Source organism: Niallia sp. RD1 (genome assembly GCF_024219955.1).
In the GTDB taxonomy this organism is placed as follows: Bacteria; Bacillota; Bacilli; order Bacillales; family Cytobacillaceae; genus Niallia; species Niallia alba.
In genome coordinates this window covers 3783614-3798962 of sequence record NZ_CP100420.1, presented here as the reverse complement: position 1 = coordinate 3798962, position 15349 = coordinate 3783614, and the positions used below count along the sequence as shown (strand labels likewise).

General features: G+C 33.7%; 15 protein-coding genes and 3 pseudogenes. 6 read left to right on the top strand and 12 right to left on the bottom strand.

Annotated elements, in window-relative coordinates; translation table 11 throughout:
* Positions 1 to 73 precede the first annotated feature (73 nt).
* Positions 74 to 1189 carry an IS4 family transposase gene (locus NKG37_RS18090; protein ID WP_169188410.1) on the top strand — a complete coding sequence of 372 codons (1116 nt, stop codon included), beginning with the start codon at positions 74 to 76 and terminating at the stop codon, positions 1187 to 1189.
* A 284-nt stretch (positions 1190 to 1473) separates the two neighbouring features.
* On the opposite strand, the gene NKG37_RS18085 is transcribed toward NKG37_RS18090, so the two are convergent.
* The 4 genes and pseudogenes from NKG37_RS18085 to NKG37_RS18070 form a co-directional block, all read right to left on the bottom strand.
* Positions 1474 to 2280 carry a hypothetical protein gene (locus NKG37_RS18085; protein WP_254415056.1) on the bottom strand — a complete coding sequence of 269 codons (807 nt, stop codon included), beginning with the start codon at positions 2278 to 2280 and terminating at the stop codon, positions 1474 to 1476.
* Positions 2281 to 2375: 95 nt separating this feature from the next.
* Positions 2376 to 2585: pseudogene (locus NKG37_RS18080) on the bottom strand (HAD family hydrolase); the annotation flags it as partial.
* 204 nt (positions 2586 to 2789) lie between these two features.
* Positions 2790 to 4010: a sensor histidine kinase gene (locus tag NKG37_RS18075; protein WP_169188506.1), complete on the bottom strand. Its 1221-nt coding sequence runs from the start codon at positions 4008 to 4010 to the stop codon at positions 2790 to 2792.
* Between the two features lie 945 nt (positions 4011 to 4955).
* The gene (locus NKG37_RS18070; protein ID WP_254415055.1) at positions 4956 to 5717 is read right to left on the bottom strand and encodes an SDR family oxidoreductase; all 762 of its coding nucleotides are present in this window, start codon (positions 5715 to 5717) and stop codon (positions 4956 to 4958) included.
* A 136-nt stretch (positions 5718 to 5853) separates the two neighbouring features.
* On the opposite strand from NKG37_RS18070, the gene NKG37_RS18065 reads away from it, so the two are divergent.
* Positions 5854 to 6402 (top strand): TetR/AcrR family transcriptional regulator, encoded by a 549-nt coding sequence (locus tag NKG37_RS18065; RefSeq protein ID WP_016205144.1) that lies wholly within the window; start codon positions 5854 to 5856, stop codon positions 6400 to 6402.
* 300 nt (positions 6403 to 6702) lie between these two features.
* On the opposite strand, the gene NKG37_RS18060 is transcribed toward NKG37_RS18065, so the two are convergent.
* The 4 genes from NKG37_RS18060 to NKG37_RS18045 all read right to left on the bottom strand — a co-directional run bounded on the left by NKG37_RS18060 (position 6703) and on the right by NKG37_RS18045 (position 10270).
* Positions 6703 to 7005 carry a hypothetical protein gene (locus tag NKG37_RS18060; RefSeq protein ID WP_016205145.1) on the bottom strand — a complete coding sequence of 101 codons (303 nt, stop codon included), beginning with the start codon at positions 7003 to 7005 and terminating at the stop codon, positions 6703 to 6705.
* A gap of 74 nt (positions 7006 to 7079) precedes the next feature.
* Entirely contained in the window at positions 7080 to 7667 is a 588-nt protein-coding gene (locus tag NKG37_RS18055) for a GNAT family N-acetyltransferase (RefSeq protein WP_169188504.1), read from the bottom strand.
* Positions 7668 to 7869: 202 nt separating this feature from the next.
* Positions 7870 to 8271 carry a hypothetical protein gene (locus NKG37_RS18050; RefSeq protein ID WP_169188503.1) on the bottom strand — a complete coding sequence of 134 codons (402 nt, stop codon included), beginning with the start codon at positions 8269 to 8271 and terminating at the stop codon, positions 7870 to 7872.
* A gap of 655 nt (positions 8272 to 8926) precedes the next feature.
* A complete protein-coding gene (locus tag NKG37_RS18045; RefSeq protein WP_118977697.1) occupies positions 8927 to 10270 on the bottom strand; it encodes an IS1380 family transposase in 1344 nt (447 codons plus the stop codon).
* 123 nt (positions 10271 to 10393) lie between these two features.
* Between NKG37_RS18045 and NKG37_RS18040 the strand changes: the two genes are divergently transcribed.
* The 4 genes and pseudogenes from NKG37_RS18040 to NKG37_RS26145 all read left to right on the top strand — a co-directional run bounded on the left by NKG37_RS18040 (position 10394) and on the right by NKG37_RS26145 (position 12591).
* On the top strand, positions 10394 to 11098 hold the full coding sequence (locus tag NKG37_RS18040) for a hypothetical protein (protein WP_254415054.1): 705 nt from the start codon (positions 10394 to 10396) through the stop codon (positions 11096 to 11098).
* 105 nt (positions 11099 to 11203) lie between these two features.
* A pseudogene (locus tag NKG37_RS18035) lies at positions 11204 to 12051 on the top strand (alpha/beta fold hydrolase).
* Positions 12048 to 12440, top strand: coding sequence for a UPF0715 family protein (locus NKG37_RS26375; RefSeq protein WP_169188501.1), 393 nt, complete (start codon positions 12048 to 12050; stop codon positions 12438 to 12440). Before NKG37_RS18035 ends, NKG37_RS26375 begins: the two are co-directional and overlap by 4 nt.
* Before the next feature lie 28 nt (positions 12441 to 12468).
* On the top strand, positions 12469 to 12591 hold the full coding sequence (locus tag NKG37_RS26145) for a hypothetical protein (protein WP_263479875.1): 123 nt from the start codon (positions 12469 to 12471) through the stop codon (positions 12589 to 12591).
* Positions 12592 to 12962: 371 nt separating this feature from the next.
* Here NKG37_RS26145 and NKG37_RS18030 read toward each other — a convergent pair whose 3' ends face one another.
* From NKG37_RS18030 to NKG37_RS18015, 4 genes and pseudogenes are all read right to left on the bottom strand, one after another.
* Positions 12963 to 13292, bottom strand: coding sequence for an HAD family hydrolase (locus NKG37_RS18030; protein ID WP_254415053.1), 330 nt, complete (start codon positions 13290 to 13292; stop codon positions 12963 to 12965).
* Between the two features lie 51 nt (positions 13293 to 13343).
* A pseudogene (locus NKG37_RS18025) lies at positions 13344 to 13832 on the bottom strand (permease); the annotation flags it as partial.
* A 215-nt stretch (positions 13833 to 14047) separates the two neighbouring features.
* Positions 14048 to 14668, bottom strand: coding sequence for an NUDIX domain-containing protein (locus tag NKG37_RS18020; protein WP_254415051.1), 621 nt, complete (start codon positions 14666 to 14668; stop codon positions 14048 to 14050).
* 248 nt (positions 14669 to 14916) lie between these two features.
* Positions 14917 to 15213 carry a hypothetical protein gene (locus NKG37_RS18015; protein WP_254415050.1) on the bottom strand — a complete coding sequence of 99 codons (297 nt, stop codon included), beginning with the start codon at positions 15211 to 15213 and terminating at the stop codon, positions 14917 to 14919.
* Between the last annotated feature and the right edge of the window lie 136 nt (positions 15214 to 15349).

Here is a 15349-nt window from a genome sequence, read left to right as displayed (position 1 = left end):
CATAGAAAAAGTCCTTTATAATGGATAAGTCAGGTGGTAACCCGTCCAAATCCACTAAAAAAGGACAAATCTCATGGACAAGATTACACGAAAAACTTCATTTGGACAATGGTTTTCGCCAATTAATCTTCAATTATTTGAAGAACAGGTGAAAACATTGAAATTAGATTGCTATACGAAAAAGTTAACGACAGAATCATTCCTAAAACTATTACTTTTTGCACAATTAGAAGAAGTTGAAAGTCTTCATGCGTTAAGTGATTGCCTTTTTGATGATCATCTTCAAAAGGAAATCGACCTTGATTCTATAAGCATTTCTCAGCTCTCGCGCCGTTTAAATGGTCTAAATCCAGATTTGTTTCAAAGACTTTTCCTTGATTTAGTCGGACAAATTCACGCCAAAACACACTACACAAAACTTGTCATGCCGTTAAAAATTATTGATTCAAGTACTTTGCCACTAAATTTGACCAATCATAAATGGGCGAAGTTCCGCAAAACTAAGGCAGGCGTAAAGTTACACTTACGCCTTGTATTTATGGAAAAGGGAGAATCCTATCCCGAAAAAGCCGTGATGACAACGGCAAGCGAACACGATCGTGGTCAACTTGAGATTATGGTTGACGATAAAGAATGCATGTATGTGTTTGACCGAGGTTATCTAGACTACGAGCGTTTTGATCGCATGACCGATGAAGGCTACTTTTTTCTTTCTAGGCTACGAAAAAACGCAGTCGTACGGGAGGTTTATGATTTTAAACTACCCAAGGATTCATCTGTTTTGTCGGATCAAATGGTGTTGATTGGTACAACTCAAAACCGAGCTGAAAACTATTTTCGACTTCTAAAAATAATAGATTCAAAAGGTAATGAACTTCATTTAATCACAAATCGTTTTGACTTAAGCGCCGAAGAAATATCGGAAATGTATAAATCACGATGGGCAATTGAGCTGTTTTTTAAATGGATTAAACAACATCTCAATATCAAGAAATTCTACGGTCAAAGTGAATGGGCGATTCAAAATCAAGTGTTTATCGCACTTATTGTTTTTTGTCTTCATGTTCTGGTACAACTCGAAACAAAAAGTAAGCGGAAAACCTTGCAAATTAGCCGTTATTTAAGGGCAGCATTGTGGAAACCAGCACATGTCTGGCTTCGCAAAATTGAAGGAAAAGCCATCCCTTAATCAACAAATTGTTGTCGTTGCACAGGTCTAATTGTAAATAAATTTCCAAATGGACAGGAGCCGCCTTTAGAAAGGTAATTACTTTTTTGGCTCTAAGTAGAGTAAACAATTAAACTGAAAATTATGACACTATTTACGCAACACTAGTGATTTTAAATGTATAAATTAAAATATTCCCTCTAATTTATCTCTCTTCTTTTGAAATAAAGCCGTCATAAAGTCTAGTACACCAATAGTGTACTCTAATGGTTGAATTTTTTATTAATAATATATTCTCTTTGTTTTCAAGGTTCTTGCAAACAATCTTTTTCAGGAACGAGTTTTACCTGTTTCCAATCTTCATTGCTTTCCTTACGATACTGAATAATTTCTATATCCGTGCCATTCGTTAAAGTAAAGAAAATAATACAATAGTCAGCTTCATCGGTGCCTTGAAAGTAAATATACTTCACATAGTCTTTTTTTATTGTAGGATATCTTTTCTTAATCAGCTTGCACCATTCTCCATATTTTATATCAATAGCTGCTTCTGCATCATGCTCCCAAAGATGGTAGGGTGCACATAGAAAATCTTCGCGAATTTGTTGGTTTGTATTAATTCGGTAGCCCGAATGTTCATATATAATCTCCATAAATCCATACGAATACCCAAAATATTCAGCCGTGACATCTATGGAACCTACAATAGTTTCAATTTCATAAAAAAAACGTATTGCCTGTTTTTCAGTAGCTATTTTGGAAAGCTTGATTAAACTCGTATGTCCAACTCCAGCAAATGTTTGTACGTACTCCTTATAACTTACTTTCTCTTGATATTCTTTTGATAAGAAATTATAAGCAATTGGAAATGGCATATGTCCTTGACCAACCGAACCACAGCTTCTACCTAACAGATTTCCTGCTTCCAGTAATATACGAAAATAATTTAGAATAGTGTCTTCAGGTGTTTTAGTTAATTCAGCAGGTAACTGTATTTCATTATATGTTTTACCATAAAAAGGATTAAAAAACTCGGACGTTAATAGTCCAAGATTTAATGCTGGTAATCGAGATGGACGAAAGTATTTTTGATGATACTCAATATTTTTCATATTCATAACCCCCATTATACTTTATGGAGGTTATGAATATTGGTGAAAAGTTTCCTTATTACAACAGTTAGAAAGCACCAAATAAATTATTATAATCATGTAATATAACTTAATAAACGATCAAATGTATGAATTTCAGCATATGGTTTTATTTTCGTATGATTCTCCGTTCTATAAGGATTGAACCATATCCCCTTTATATTTGCCCTTTGACATCCGCCAATATCTTTTTCTAAGTCATCTCCTACGAATAATGTGTCTTTCGGCAATACATTAAGCTTATTTAATGTTAATTCAAATATTTTATTACACAGCTCGATCAAAACTAGTCTATAATCGTCTATTTAACTTCCATTATTAATCTTCTGCTATGCGCTTAATCCATTCTAACTTTCTATCCCAATCCGTAGCTAGATTTGCCATCCACTCTGCTGTTGAAGACAGTTGCTGTGGACAGTCTTTTGAAATATACTGACTTCAACTTCATTTAGTTTGTATATAATAATTTCCTAACCATCCGTTTTTACAATGGGAAAGGTCACTGTAACCTCTGTCCCTATTCCTTCCTCGCTCCAAAAGTTAATCGTTCCATTATATTTTTGGACAATGTTATAACAGATCATTAAGCCTAGTCCTGTTCCTTTGGCTTTTAATGAGTAGAAAGGGGTTCCTATCCTCTCTAGTTGTTCTCGGTTCATTCCTGAACCGCTATCGACTATCACAATTTTCACTATATCCTTTTCACTTGTTACTTTTACTCGAATTGTATCTCCATGATGTGAAGCTTCAATCGCATTTTTTAATAAATTCACAAATAACTGCTTAAACTCCAAGATATTACATTGGATTTTGTATTCATTTTCAATTTCTAACTCAATATGAATAGTATCAACCGACGCATAGGTGTTTAATAAGTCCATCACAGTATGAAGTGAAGGGTTGACTGATACAATCTCTGTCTTGGTTTCCACAGGCTTTGCGAGTGATAAAAAATCAGAAATAACTGTTTCAGCGGCTTGTAACTCATCCAACATCAGCTTGTAATGCTTTTTGATATGCTCTGGTATCGAATGATCATTTTCATGCAGTTGGATAAATCCTTTTACTACCGTAATAGGGTTGCGAATTTCATGGGCAACAGCTGCCGCAAGCTGTCCAGTTGTCCTTAGCTTTTCATCTTCCTTAACTTGAACGTAATATAACTCTTGATCCTTCATCTTTTTTTGGAAGAGAAGGAAGAGGAAAAGTAGCATAAGCTGTGTCCCAAGGAAGTTAATGGCTACTCCATAGTAATCCAAATAGGTGTAAGTATGTATACTACGTGTGTCATACATCATCAAGTAGATAATAATGCTAACAGTTATCGTAATATTACTCAGCAATGTTACATAGAACAATCTAGTATGTAGAAACAATATAGGGATTACTGGGATAAAACTAATAAGTAATAACGATGCAAATCTGTCAGGAAATCGTAAAAACATAAAGAAAAAGTATGCAGACATGAAAAAAGTAATCGCAGCTCTAACATTTATTGAATCTTTATTCGGAAAAATTATTAATAGAAATGCAATACATGCTACAAATAAAAATTGAAAAACTAAAGAAAGAGAAATAATTCGTCCATCTTCTTCGTAAATTAATACTAACCCTGCACTCATTAATATAATTAACAAGCTAATAATAAGACGATACAGCTTAATACTTGGTAAAAATTCATTGTCTATCATTTGAAAAGTCCTCACAATACTATTGTATCTTATTATATTATAGAAAAAATGTTTATTTGGATACGTAGAAAAGCGATATCTTAAAAGGTACTCACCTTGTAATCTTTTCCTCTTTGCCTTCTGGACCAAGCTCTTTAAGTTTTTATTAGGCTGTTTTCGTAAAGTTTGTTGCGATTACCCGCAGCTGGAATACACTTCGCTTTCCGTGGGGCTAAGCTTAAGCCTCCTCAGCTTCGCCTCCGGGGTCTCAGACTGTCTCGCTAATCCCACAGGAGTCTACGTGTATTCCGGCTGCTTCATTTTTCCAACTAATTCTTTTTTTCGATTGAAAAACAACAATTCTTTAGAAAACAGCCTTTTATTATGAGTTGTCCATCATCTTAATGAAAAAACGTACCCAGGTAGTTGAGCTACTCACTATGTAAAAGTCTATTTTACCTTAAAATTCCTTCTTTTTGTAGTCCAGCTTATTCTAAAACTGTTTTTGACGCTATATTTCTAGTTCTGGCTGACGTTCTTCAATAGAGTAAGTTCGTTCACATCTGCCAAATCCTTAATTCTATCTGCATGCTACTTTTTCAATCTTAATAACTTCTTTTCTTGGAATTATTTCATATAGAATGCTTCTTCCATTAATCTATTCCGATTGATATATAGCAAAGACCCAATATTATAAATATAACGAGGATTAATTCAGAGATTGAGCGTTAAACCTTTAGAATAATTTGCAAACTAAAAAACGTCTAATCTCCTAAATATCTAGGTTATAGACGTTTCCAACTAGAATTTATTTAATTTTCACATTCATTTATTATAAAAATGCTAACACGAGCTACTGTTTAAACATTTAATAATCCATATATAACATCTTTTATTATGAGTTTAGTCATAGTGCTGTGTCATCTAATATTATTTTGAGCTAAATACCCTACTGTGGTATGAATCTTATTTCTCATTTTTCACCATTGAGCTAGCCAGTGTGTCAGGAAAGAATTTCCCGCCAAAGCGCAAGACTTTTGAAAGACCTGGAACTACTCGTTTTTTGTTCTTTTCCATACCTTTGATACCATGTTTAACTAATGTATCTAAAGTCATATTTGGAAATTTGTCTCCTTCTTTTACGCTCGGTTCTAGATTTGTTTCCGCAACAAGCGGCGGTACCAACTCCATCACATGAATATTTTTATCTGACTTATTTAATTGAATACGAAGGGCATCTGTATACATGTGAATCCCAGCTTTCGTTGCAGAATACACTGGATGAACAGGTGAAGTTACATAAGATAGGCCAGAACTAACAGTAACGATCATCGCTTCCTTTTGCTCACAAAGTTGTGGTAGTAAAGCTTGGGTCATCCATATTGTTCCATTAAGATTTGTTGTAATTTCAGCTGTGACCTGCTCTAACTCCATTTTTTCATCTAGTAATGGAAAAGCACGCATAATACCGGCTGAATGGAATAAAACATTAGCTTCTGGATAGTTTTCCTTAATGAATATTGCCATTTTTCGAACTGAATCAACACTAGAAACGTCCCCCTGTAAACCGATTAGTCCTTTGTGATCTTTCAATACCTTATCAATTGCTTTTTGATTACGACCAATTACAATGACTTTATTCCCACGTTTTAACAACTCTTTAGCGAAAGCAAGACCTATTCCTGAAGTGCCGCCGGTGATAATAATGGTATTATTTGAAATGTTCATAACATTCTCCTCTATTGGTTACATATTTATTTTTTTGTAACTACAAATCCAACTTTATCTTAACTAGTTACAAAAGTCAACTTTTGTAACTAGACATTCAATTTTACCTCAACCAATAATGTTGTATAATTAATACATGAAAAATTTAAGTAAAGAACTCATATTAGCAACTGCTCACCGTATGGTAGTGAAACAAGGAATGGAAAAAGTCAATCTTTCAAAGGTTGGCCAAGAACTAGGAACAAGTCATGCAGCAATATACAAGTATTTCACAGGAAAGGAAGAATTATGGACAGCACTCGCCCTTTCATGGCTTGATAATGAACTAACAAAACTATTTCCTTTTGACACTAAAAATTATTCTTCAACAAAGGAAATCATTCATGATTGGTTTTGGATTTTAAGTGAATCAAAATATCAATCGTATCATCGCGAACCAGAAATGTTTAAATTATATACAACATATATTGATGGAAATCTATCAGTTTTAACTCGTCACATGACAGCTTTACTTAGTAGCTTAAAAGAAGCAAGTAGAATTGAGGATGAGAGTATACTAAAAGCTCTGTTCATGGCATTTGCTTACTTTTCATCTCCTTCCTTTGCAGAAAATTGGTCACAAATTGACTTTAAAAGAGAATTTGAAGCTGTCTGGAAATTAGTCGAAGCTGGAATTCATGTATGATAAACTGGAACTTTATGTGTGGTTGAATAACTAGATTGAACAGGCTAGCATGTTTTCGGTTGAGAACTTGCTAGCCTGACTATACGCAGCGAATTTAGGAGATATTCTTTTGTTTTTATTGCTACATTTGGGGAATTAAAAGTCGATCACTGGTTTACTAAAAGTAACTAGCATTGAAAACTTATTAAGTTTAGATTTGTTCAAAAGTAATTGTAGTTGATTTCCAAGTAATAACGGATTTTATTTTAACCGATTACTTTCCCCGAGAAAGGTTTAGGCAGTATTTTTCGAGAACCTAGATTAAGCAAGAATCATAAATTTGTAAACTACGAACATGATTACAGTGAGAAGTACTTGAACAGCAACGAAATTTGCATATTTTTTATTGCTCTTCTTTTCGCTGTTTTTTTCAAAGTATTGAATAACTAAATATTCGTTTGTAAAAGAAGTAACATTGACGATTAATAGGAACGCGAATGTTTTTGAAAATGCATTTTCAAAAGAAGTAAACGACGTGGAAAAAAGTAAAAGCGTCAAAAATAAATGAGTGAAAGAAAATCTGAATTTTTTTGCTGACATGTAGATGCTTTCAGTATTAATCATAAACAAACACCTCCAGTATTAATCACAGAGAATCGCTGATAAAGTATATGCAGCAGTAACTATAAAGGGAATTGCTATACTTGTTTTATTAAACTATTCTGCCCTGCTTTTCTTATTTCTCGTTTGACTAACCTTTTCACCAAATGTTTCTTACAAATCACACGACAATATCTCAATGAAGTGTACTTTTCTTCCTCTACATTCCCGTATCCATCTTGTTCATTCTTCAAAATAAATCCTTTTGCTTCGTAGAAAGGGATTCCCTTTTGATTTCCTTTTGCAACAGACACCCATTGTTCATTCGCACCGAACTCTTCCTTCTGCTGTTTTGTAAGCCCATCTAATAACATTGTACCGATACCTTCATTACGTCTATTAGGATTAAGATATAAGACAAAAACCTCTCCAGCAGTATCATTAATCATCCCGCCTCCAATTGCTCCAATTACTTCCTTATTTTCAGTGGCAACAAAATAGCCTCCCCATTCTCTGCTAGTTTCCATTACTTCATTATGTATTCTTTCAATGTTATAAAACGCTGAAATAATTCTAGTAATATATTCTTTAGAACGCAGCTCGGAGTATGTTGCCCAATAGCCATTACTACAAACCTTTGCAATTCCTTCTACATGTTTAGGTTCTGCCTTTTTAATTTCTATCATAATCTTCTCTTCACCCACTCATCATTTTATGTATAAAAGTTCACAAAATTTATTTACTCTGTTATTATTTTTTCTAAACAATAATGGGATTTACCATTGTAATTCAACTTTTTGTACAATTATGAATCGTACGAAATTCATAAAGTACATGCCCTTAAGGAAAATGGAAGATTGCAATGCCCCCTTCTCGCTTTCAGCTATCCTAATCAACAAGACCATTACCTATATAATCAAATGTATTTATGTCTGCATAAGCAATCATATTGTTTGGACTGGATTTACTTTTCGTAGGAAAATCAAGCAAATATACTACTTTTCCTTCATATGTTTTATCATCAACTTGAGACATCATATTCTCAGTCAGAGTAATTTTAGAAATCTTTCCATCTTCCCAAGTACCATTGATCCATTCTTGTTGTTCTGATGACAATTGGTTCCAAATTTTTTCTCGAATATCACCTTTTTTCACAACCTTTTCAACTTGTTCTTTGCTACTCTTAACAACTTTACCGTTATTATTTCTTGATTGTACACTCTCGTTAGAACAAGCAAAAAGTCCTAACACAAATGCTGAGGAAAGAATAAATAAAACAATTCTTTTCACTCTAACACCTCCTTATATAATATGACGGTTAACCTATCAATTAGTTTCAATTCAAATTCAAAGCCAAAGCTTCATCAAAATTAATAGGTCGGACCAACTGGATGCTCTCTAACAAAATATCAACTATACCGTCTAACTGATACCATAATTCTGTTCTCTTTTCAATTTATTTTTTTGCTTGTACTAGTAGTTTCTCCATTTTCTTTTACTTTATCGTCAACTTGCGCCACTTGATACCGGTGATTATCAAAGTTTCCTGTTTACTTAAATACATATCCACCATAAAATCAATCGCAACAAAAGATATTGCAAGTGTAAAGGAAAAACGTTTTACTTTAAGCCTCTCCTTTATTTTATTTTCTTATAGACGATTCAAACGAGCTAAATCTTTTAACCTATAATTCAATTGTCTTTAATTATCTACTCCAAGACACTTAAACTTTATCATGCCCAAAATATCATATACAACATTTTCCAATATATATGATACCTGAATCCGTGATAAAAAATAATTCTTCCGATAATTTTAGGAATTCCTTATTTTCTTGCCATTCGTACTAATTTAAGTTGGATTGATTGTTTTTTGTGTACACTAAATAAAACCTGCTTACCTATAATTTTTTTCAGGTCTTATTACCTATTCAGTTTCCTAGGCTTATGTTGTAAATGAAAGATACAGTCGTTTAAAAGTAGGAAACCAAGGACTATGATTTCCAAACTTTAAGTAAATTCTTCGGGAATGCTTTACCAATTTTGCAGCTAATGTAATCAAATTCTGGATAACCGTTTTTACTCGGCGACGGAAGACCTTTCTTTTAAGCGGCGCATCCCCTGATTTCAGGCTTTCTTGGCCAATAATCCGAAGGAGATTGTAGGTTAAACATCCAAGATGTAAGATTAATTCATTGGTGGCAAATTTCCCAGAAGGGAAACGTTCTAGGTCTAAATCCGTTTTTAATTCACTGTGGAATTGTTCACAAGTGGCATGTTCGTGATAAAGGCTAATTATTTCCTCTGTTTCATTAGGTAGGGTAGTCCAATAGCTCTCAAACTCAACATCTGGGATTAAGAGGATTTGGCCGTTTTTATCAATCGTTCTTTCTGTTACTTTATAGACTTGGCGAATGGCTTTTTTCATTCCCTTTGGAGTTGTTTCTAAAGCACCATAGAATACACGTTTTCCTTCTCGCTCCTGAACGCATTTACCGAATTGTTCAGCTACCATGAGCCAGTTTTCAGGCTTTTCACGGCGAGGATTTCGTTTAATTATGAAATCGGCCTTTTCATTCACACAAACTTTTAGGTTTTCGACACTATCGTTTCCTGCATCCATACGGACCAATAACGATAGATCAGTAATCATCCGAGAATATATAATACTTTTCTCGAGAAATTTCTCAGTATCCTTTTGAACGTGTGTGCTTCCCTCCCGAAGTTCCACATTTACAACGTAGCCTTCTTGACCCAAATAGGAGAAGTTAGGGGAATACCCGTCACATCCTTTGTATGTGCGACTAACCCCTTCTTTCTTAGTATTTGAGTTATCAAATGGCGATACATCAATATCCAGAGGTACGTATGATTTTTTGTCACTAGTAATTGTTGGAGTGACAGGAGAATCAAATTGCCGTATTAGTTTAGCCGATTCTTCCAGAACAATGGATTTCCATCCAGTCACCTTGGCAATTTGATCGAGTCGTTGCCGTAGTGTGGGACTTGATGGAACCACTTGAATATCCAATGCACGATAAAAGAAGGGATCATCTCGAAATTCTTCGATATGGTCGAAATCATTCTTACCTTGGCACAATAGACCCACATAAGAAGTGGTAACATCCCCATTAAGAATGGCCGGAGACGACTTGATTTCTGGGACCTTTAAGGATGAAAAACGTTTGTAAAATTTTGTTTTTGATAAAAGCAAACCTATTAAACCTAGACCCGAATGGGTCGTTAATGTATCATCGGAATCTTCTAAAATAAACTTAACCAATTTCAACACCTGCCTGGTGAAATAAAATTATCAACATAAATCAGCTGATAACATTATTATATCAGGCTTTGTGGGCACATTTATTATTAATTACGTCACGGACTCAGGTGATATACTATACCTGTATTTTTGAAAGAAAGGAATGATGGAATGAGTATCCGAAATAAACTTTTATCTATAAATGCAATTTTACTATTTGTTCTATTACTAGTTGGTTGTTCACATGATTCGTCGAAATACTCTTCTGAGAACAGCCCCCCTCTTCCTAAATCTAGTACAGAGATAGTAGAACTTGAAAATGATGAATCTTCAACACTGAAGCCTTCCACCAGTTCAGATGAAAAAAATCTGAATGGTACTGAAACAAATAAAGAACCTGAATCGGAGAAAGTTATTACAGAATTAGACAACACCAATGGAAATAGTACATCCGAAAAGAAAAAAGAGATTTCATTGTCTAAATATTCTGCTCAAGAAATCGAATACGCGAGAATTTGGTTGCAGCTTGGGCCAACTCAGGATATAGATGCATTATCTGTTCAAACATTTCATGAAGGGGAACCGCTCAATCCAAATGACGAAACAAGTGCTAATTATCCAGAAGATGTTATTCATTTATCAGGCTCACGTTTAGCAGAAGGTTCCATTACATATAGTGGCAATGGGGATGGCACGATTAATGTATATAAAGTGCCACATAGATGGGATGGAAAATACCCAGCTGGTGAACAATTCTATATTGATTTTTTTATTAATGATACGAAGCTAGTTAAGGTGGGTACAGGGGATAATGAAAAAATAGTAGAATTAATAGATAAAATGTTTATTCAATAATCCCATATTTAGATATCCGGCATGATGCTGAGTTTGTGAGATTAGCAGATTAAATGAACTAACTTTCAACATTTTCATACTGGTGTATACCATAAAGGAGTATTTATGAAGAAATGGACTAGAAAGCTATTACATACCTCTCGGGGGAAATTTGAATTTTCATAAAAGGGCAAGGTGAACCTCTTTGTGTTACCCATCATTATTCAGAATTTAATGAGACAGGAGATTATTTTGCAGACTCCTTTGTCCGTACGCATAAAGTATTTCTTGTTAATCTACGGGAGGCAGGTAGCTCAGATGAAGCTACTCAACCGTATGAACTAGGATTATTAGAGTCTATCTTCGACTTAGAAGCAATACGTGAAGCAGTAGGATATAAAAAATGGAGCTTTGCAGGTCATTCCACTGGGGGCATGTTAGGAGTTCTTTATGGGATATATTGCTCTAACAGTTTGAGCAAACTCATATTAGTAGGGGCTGCTGCAAGAGAATATATGACATTTTCTCCTGATTGTATATACAATGAAGAACATCCATCCTATAAAAAAATGCAAGATTTGATAGAAAGCCTCAAACGTTCTGATTTAACAGCGGAGGAAAAAATGGCATTAACAAAAGAACCGACAAAGTTATCCTTATATGTTTCTGAAAGGTATGATGATTATTTTTTCCTGCCTATCCAGAAGAAAATATCCTCTATTAGACTGAACTATTTTAGCCGGGAAGTGCAACTATTTGATGTTACTAGGAAACTCAAACTGATTACAACTCCAACATTAATCATTTGTGGAAAATTTGATGTACAGTGCCCTCTTCCCTATTCGGTCGAAATGAATGAGTGCATCCCTCATTCCAAATTATTGGTGTTTAATCAAAGCAATCATTATCCCTTTCTAGAAGAAGCTATACGATTTAAAGATGAAATAGAAGCTTTTATGGGAGACAGTGTATGAAATTAAAAAGTGTAGATATTGATATGATTGCTCGCTCGTTACTTACTTCCCTTATTTCCGCTATTTTCGTTAGTATGCTTCAACTTATTGGTTCACCCTATTTTAGTTTTTTTGGAATACTAATCTTCACTTGCATTTTCTTTTGCTTTTATCTAGTTATCGCGTCACCTCTGCAGATTTTCTTAAATCAACGGCCTAAGAAATTTAGTATTCTCTACCTTGCTATCTATAATGTTTTTTCGGGGGTGATAACAGGCATTGTGGCAATGATTTTCGGTATAAAAAATCCTTTTCACTCCTCAGAATTTTATTTCCTATTTATTATGTGCGCATTCCTTTTTTGGATCGTTGATTCAATTTTACTTCAAAAAATGATGAATAAACATTGAATACATTTTTGGAATTAGGAGGATCACGATGAAGAATTCATTACAATTAATAACAGACACAGCTTATTCATTAAACTTTTTTTATTTTATTTTCCAAAATATCTTTCTCAACCAGAATAATAATAAGGATGATTGTAAAATGATTCTATAGTAGAAGATCTACCTCCATTGTCTTATTTTGCAGTGTTATCTATAAAAGAGTGTATGATCCATCATGAAGAGGTAGTTGCTGGATTAAGGATGAGTGTTTATTAATTAACTTATAGAATTTATTTTCCATTAGTTTGTTATAAAACCTTTACCTTAATAACAAAGTGTCTATCTCTTTCCAGCCTTTTACTCTCGTTATTCGTTCATGATTACATATTCGGTTATATGGCTTATCAAGTAGCCATACATCCATTCCACTATTCGTAACAGCTAATGCATGGGAAGGATTGTCTTCAATAAATAGAGTGACATTATGAATTAAAGCACATTCAGGTTTACCATTTTTATATTCTGAAGCACATATTATATCATCTATGGCAGCTTATGTTTAACAATCCAGAGTTCCGCTGAATTCATCCAAGCTTTCGGTCTTCCCGTCATTATTGATAGTTTTGAAGTTTTGCTTAGTTCACTAAGAACATCGATTATAAATGGATACGGTTTAGCTAAATGCAGTACCTTTTGGTTTTTTGTAAAAAAATCTAAAAATGTTTCAAAGGAATACCCATACAAATCCGAAACTCCATACTCAACCATTTCTTCGTAATTTAAGTCTTTATTATGTATTTTATTTAAAAGCTGTACAATCGATTTTCTCATATCAACAAGTGTATCATCAAAATCTAATCCGATGTGGTTCATCTAACTCCTCGCGTTTCCTTTATTTCTCTTAAATCATTATTTAAAGCACCATATTGCCCCCGCTTCTGTATCGGCTATGGTTATTTCATTTTCTTTAAGTTCTAAATAGTCCTTCCACATAACTACTGCTTTATCAGCAGTACCAATTGTTCCGGTATAAAAATCATTTCCATATTTCGATAGATCAATATCGACTATGAAGGATTGTTTAATAAAAGGCTCGATTTCTTTTACTGTGCAATCATATTGAACGGCTTTATCGGGTACAAAAATATCCAAATTATTGAACTTATCATCTATTCCTGCACATGTTCCAGCAACGATTACTTTAGTTAAATTAAATTTAGAAATCATATACTGATTACCACCTACACCATTTACTTTTCTTACACCGGTACTATAAAAAACAAGTTTGGTATCATTAATTGTTCTTATGAAATATTCACCATAAGGATAAGCGAAACGTTCACTATCTTTTATGCTGAAATATTCCAATGTCGCTTTATATTCCCAATTCGTTGCTATACTTATTCCTATCATCGACTTATCACCCTGCAAATATAATTTGTCACTATTGAATGTCTATACACGGTCTGATTTCATTATTACCACTATCCTTCTATACTCTGTTCAACAACAATTCGTTATTATTATGTAAATATCCTTTTTTACTAACCTGGTCTTTATCTTTAATGCTATAAGTGCATCCCTTTTATTTTAAGGAAAGCACCAATTGCTTTAATAAGCGTATTCCATTACAAATTGTCGATCTCATTTAATAAGTAATCAACCCACTCATTTTGAGGAGAAACTATCTGTGGTAAGTTGTCTAATGGAGACAAAAATAATTTAAAGTGGTGATTATCTGTCTCTATTTCCCATTCATCAACCTGACTGCTTGATTGGAGATGATAAAATTGTCTTGTTACTTTTGATGCTAAATTCGATTCTTCCGTCCAACCAGTTATCTGATATGTTATGTAATTGGGTTCTGGAAATTTATCTCCTTCTTTATAAGAAATTTGCACAAAATTTCCTTGGCTTCGTTCGTGAAGAACAGTAATGCCTCTTCTTATTTCTGCCCACTGTAAACTTGATATATCTGGTCTTGAATATATTTTAGCCTTATCAAAAATTATATACTTACCCTCTAAGATTTGTTCCTGCTTTCCAATACTTCTACATGAAACAAATTCTTTTAGACCCGTTTCTTCAACGACTTCTCTCATAGCAGCCTGTTGAAAGTCTTCATTTATTTCTACTGTACCCGCTGGTATTTGAATACCTGCATTTGGATGCTGAATTAAAAGAAGTTCAAGTTTGTTATGTTTTTTTCTAGTAATAAAACATGAAACCTTCCCTATTGATTTTTCCATCGTCTCCTCCAAAGAATAGTTTTGCTAGTTCTTCACCTAAAACTTCTTCTATGTTTTATAAAATTATATCCATATCCCTGTTTTACTAACATGCCCCGTTTGCGATATAAGAAGTCTCTCATTTATTACAGGCATGCAACACAATAGTTACAAAGAATTTTATCATTAGATTCTTTTAAATAAATGCTAAAACAATACTCGAGAAGAAATGCAGAGGCAAACACTTTATAGGGCTTGGTTTGCAAGATTTATTCTAAGAATGGTTTATTTAAATTCTGAATTTCATTATCATCTAGTCTCTCGGACATTTCTTCTAAGAACTCTCGTACCGGTAACAACTCCTCTGAATAATCCTTATACACCTCTTTAGAAACAAGCTTTAAAACTTTATAGTACTCTTCAGCTAGTCGATACAAAGAATTCTCTTTTATATTCCTTTCTGGTAGCAACCGATGAAATATATATAACCTTTCAATAGTCATCTCATAGTTATCTAGCAGAGCAGTTATTGGGTCTGGAATTGAAAGTGTTTTTATTTCAGTCATTTATATTCCCCTTCACATATATCTAGATACTATCTTTTGCAATTCTATTAAGTTCAGATGGTTTCTCTTAAACAGTCCAGTGACCACAATTTTCCATTTTCATCAATCTAACATGAGGAATCTAACCTGGAAGCAG

Excerpts from the sequence above, each read along its gene's own strand:
- NKG37_RS18090 (WP_169188410.1), top strand. The coding sequence starts at position 74 with ATGGACAAGATTACACGAAAAACTTCATTTGGACAATGGTTTTCGCCA.
- NKG37_RS18085 (WP_254415056.1), bottom strand. The coding sequence starts at position 2,280 with ATGAAAAATATTGAGTATCATCAAAAATACTTTCGTCCATCTCGATTA.
- NKG37_RS18075 (WP_169188506.1), bottom strand. The coding sequence starts at position 4,010 with ATGATAGACAATGAATTTTTACCAAGTATTAAGCTGTATCGTCTTATT.
- NKG37_RS18070 (WP_254415055.1), bottom strand. The coding sequence starts at position 5,717 with ATGAACATTTCAAATAATACCATTATTATCACCGGCGGCACTTCAGGA.
- NKG37_RS18065 (WP_016205144.1), top strand. The coding sequence starts at position 5,854 with ATGAAAAATTTAAGTAAAGAACTCATATTAGCAACTGCTCACCGTATG.
- NKG37_RS18060 (WP_016205145.1), bottom strand. The coding sequence starts at position 7,005 with ATGATTAATACTGAAAGCATCTACATGTCAGCAAAAAAATTCAGATTT.
- NKG37_RS18055 (WP_169188504.1), bottom strand. The coding sequence starts at position 7,667 with ATGATAGAAATTAAAAAGGCAGAACCTAAACATGTAGAAGGAATTGCA.
- NKG37_RS26375 (WP_169188501.1), top strand. The coding sequence starts at position 12,048 with ATGAAATTAAAAAGTGTAGATATTGATATGATTGCTCGCTCGTTACTT.
- NKG37_RS26145 (WP_263479875.1), top strand. The coding sequence starts at position 12,469 with ATGAAGAATTCATTACAATTAATAACAGACACAGCTTATTCATTAAAC.
- NKG37_RS18030 (WP_254415053.1), bottom strand. The coding sequence starts at position 13,292 with ATGAACCACATCGGATTAGATTTTGATGATACACTTGTTGATATGAGA.
- NKG37_RS18020 (WP_254415051.1), bottom strand. The coding sequence starts at position 14,668 with ATGGAAAAATCAATAGGGAAGGTTTCATGTTTTATTACTAGAAAAAAA.
- NKG37_RS18015 (WP_254415050.1), bottom strand. The coding sequence starts at position 15,213 with ATGACTGAAATAAAAACACTTTCAATTCCAGACCCAATAACTGCTCTG.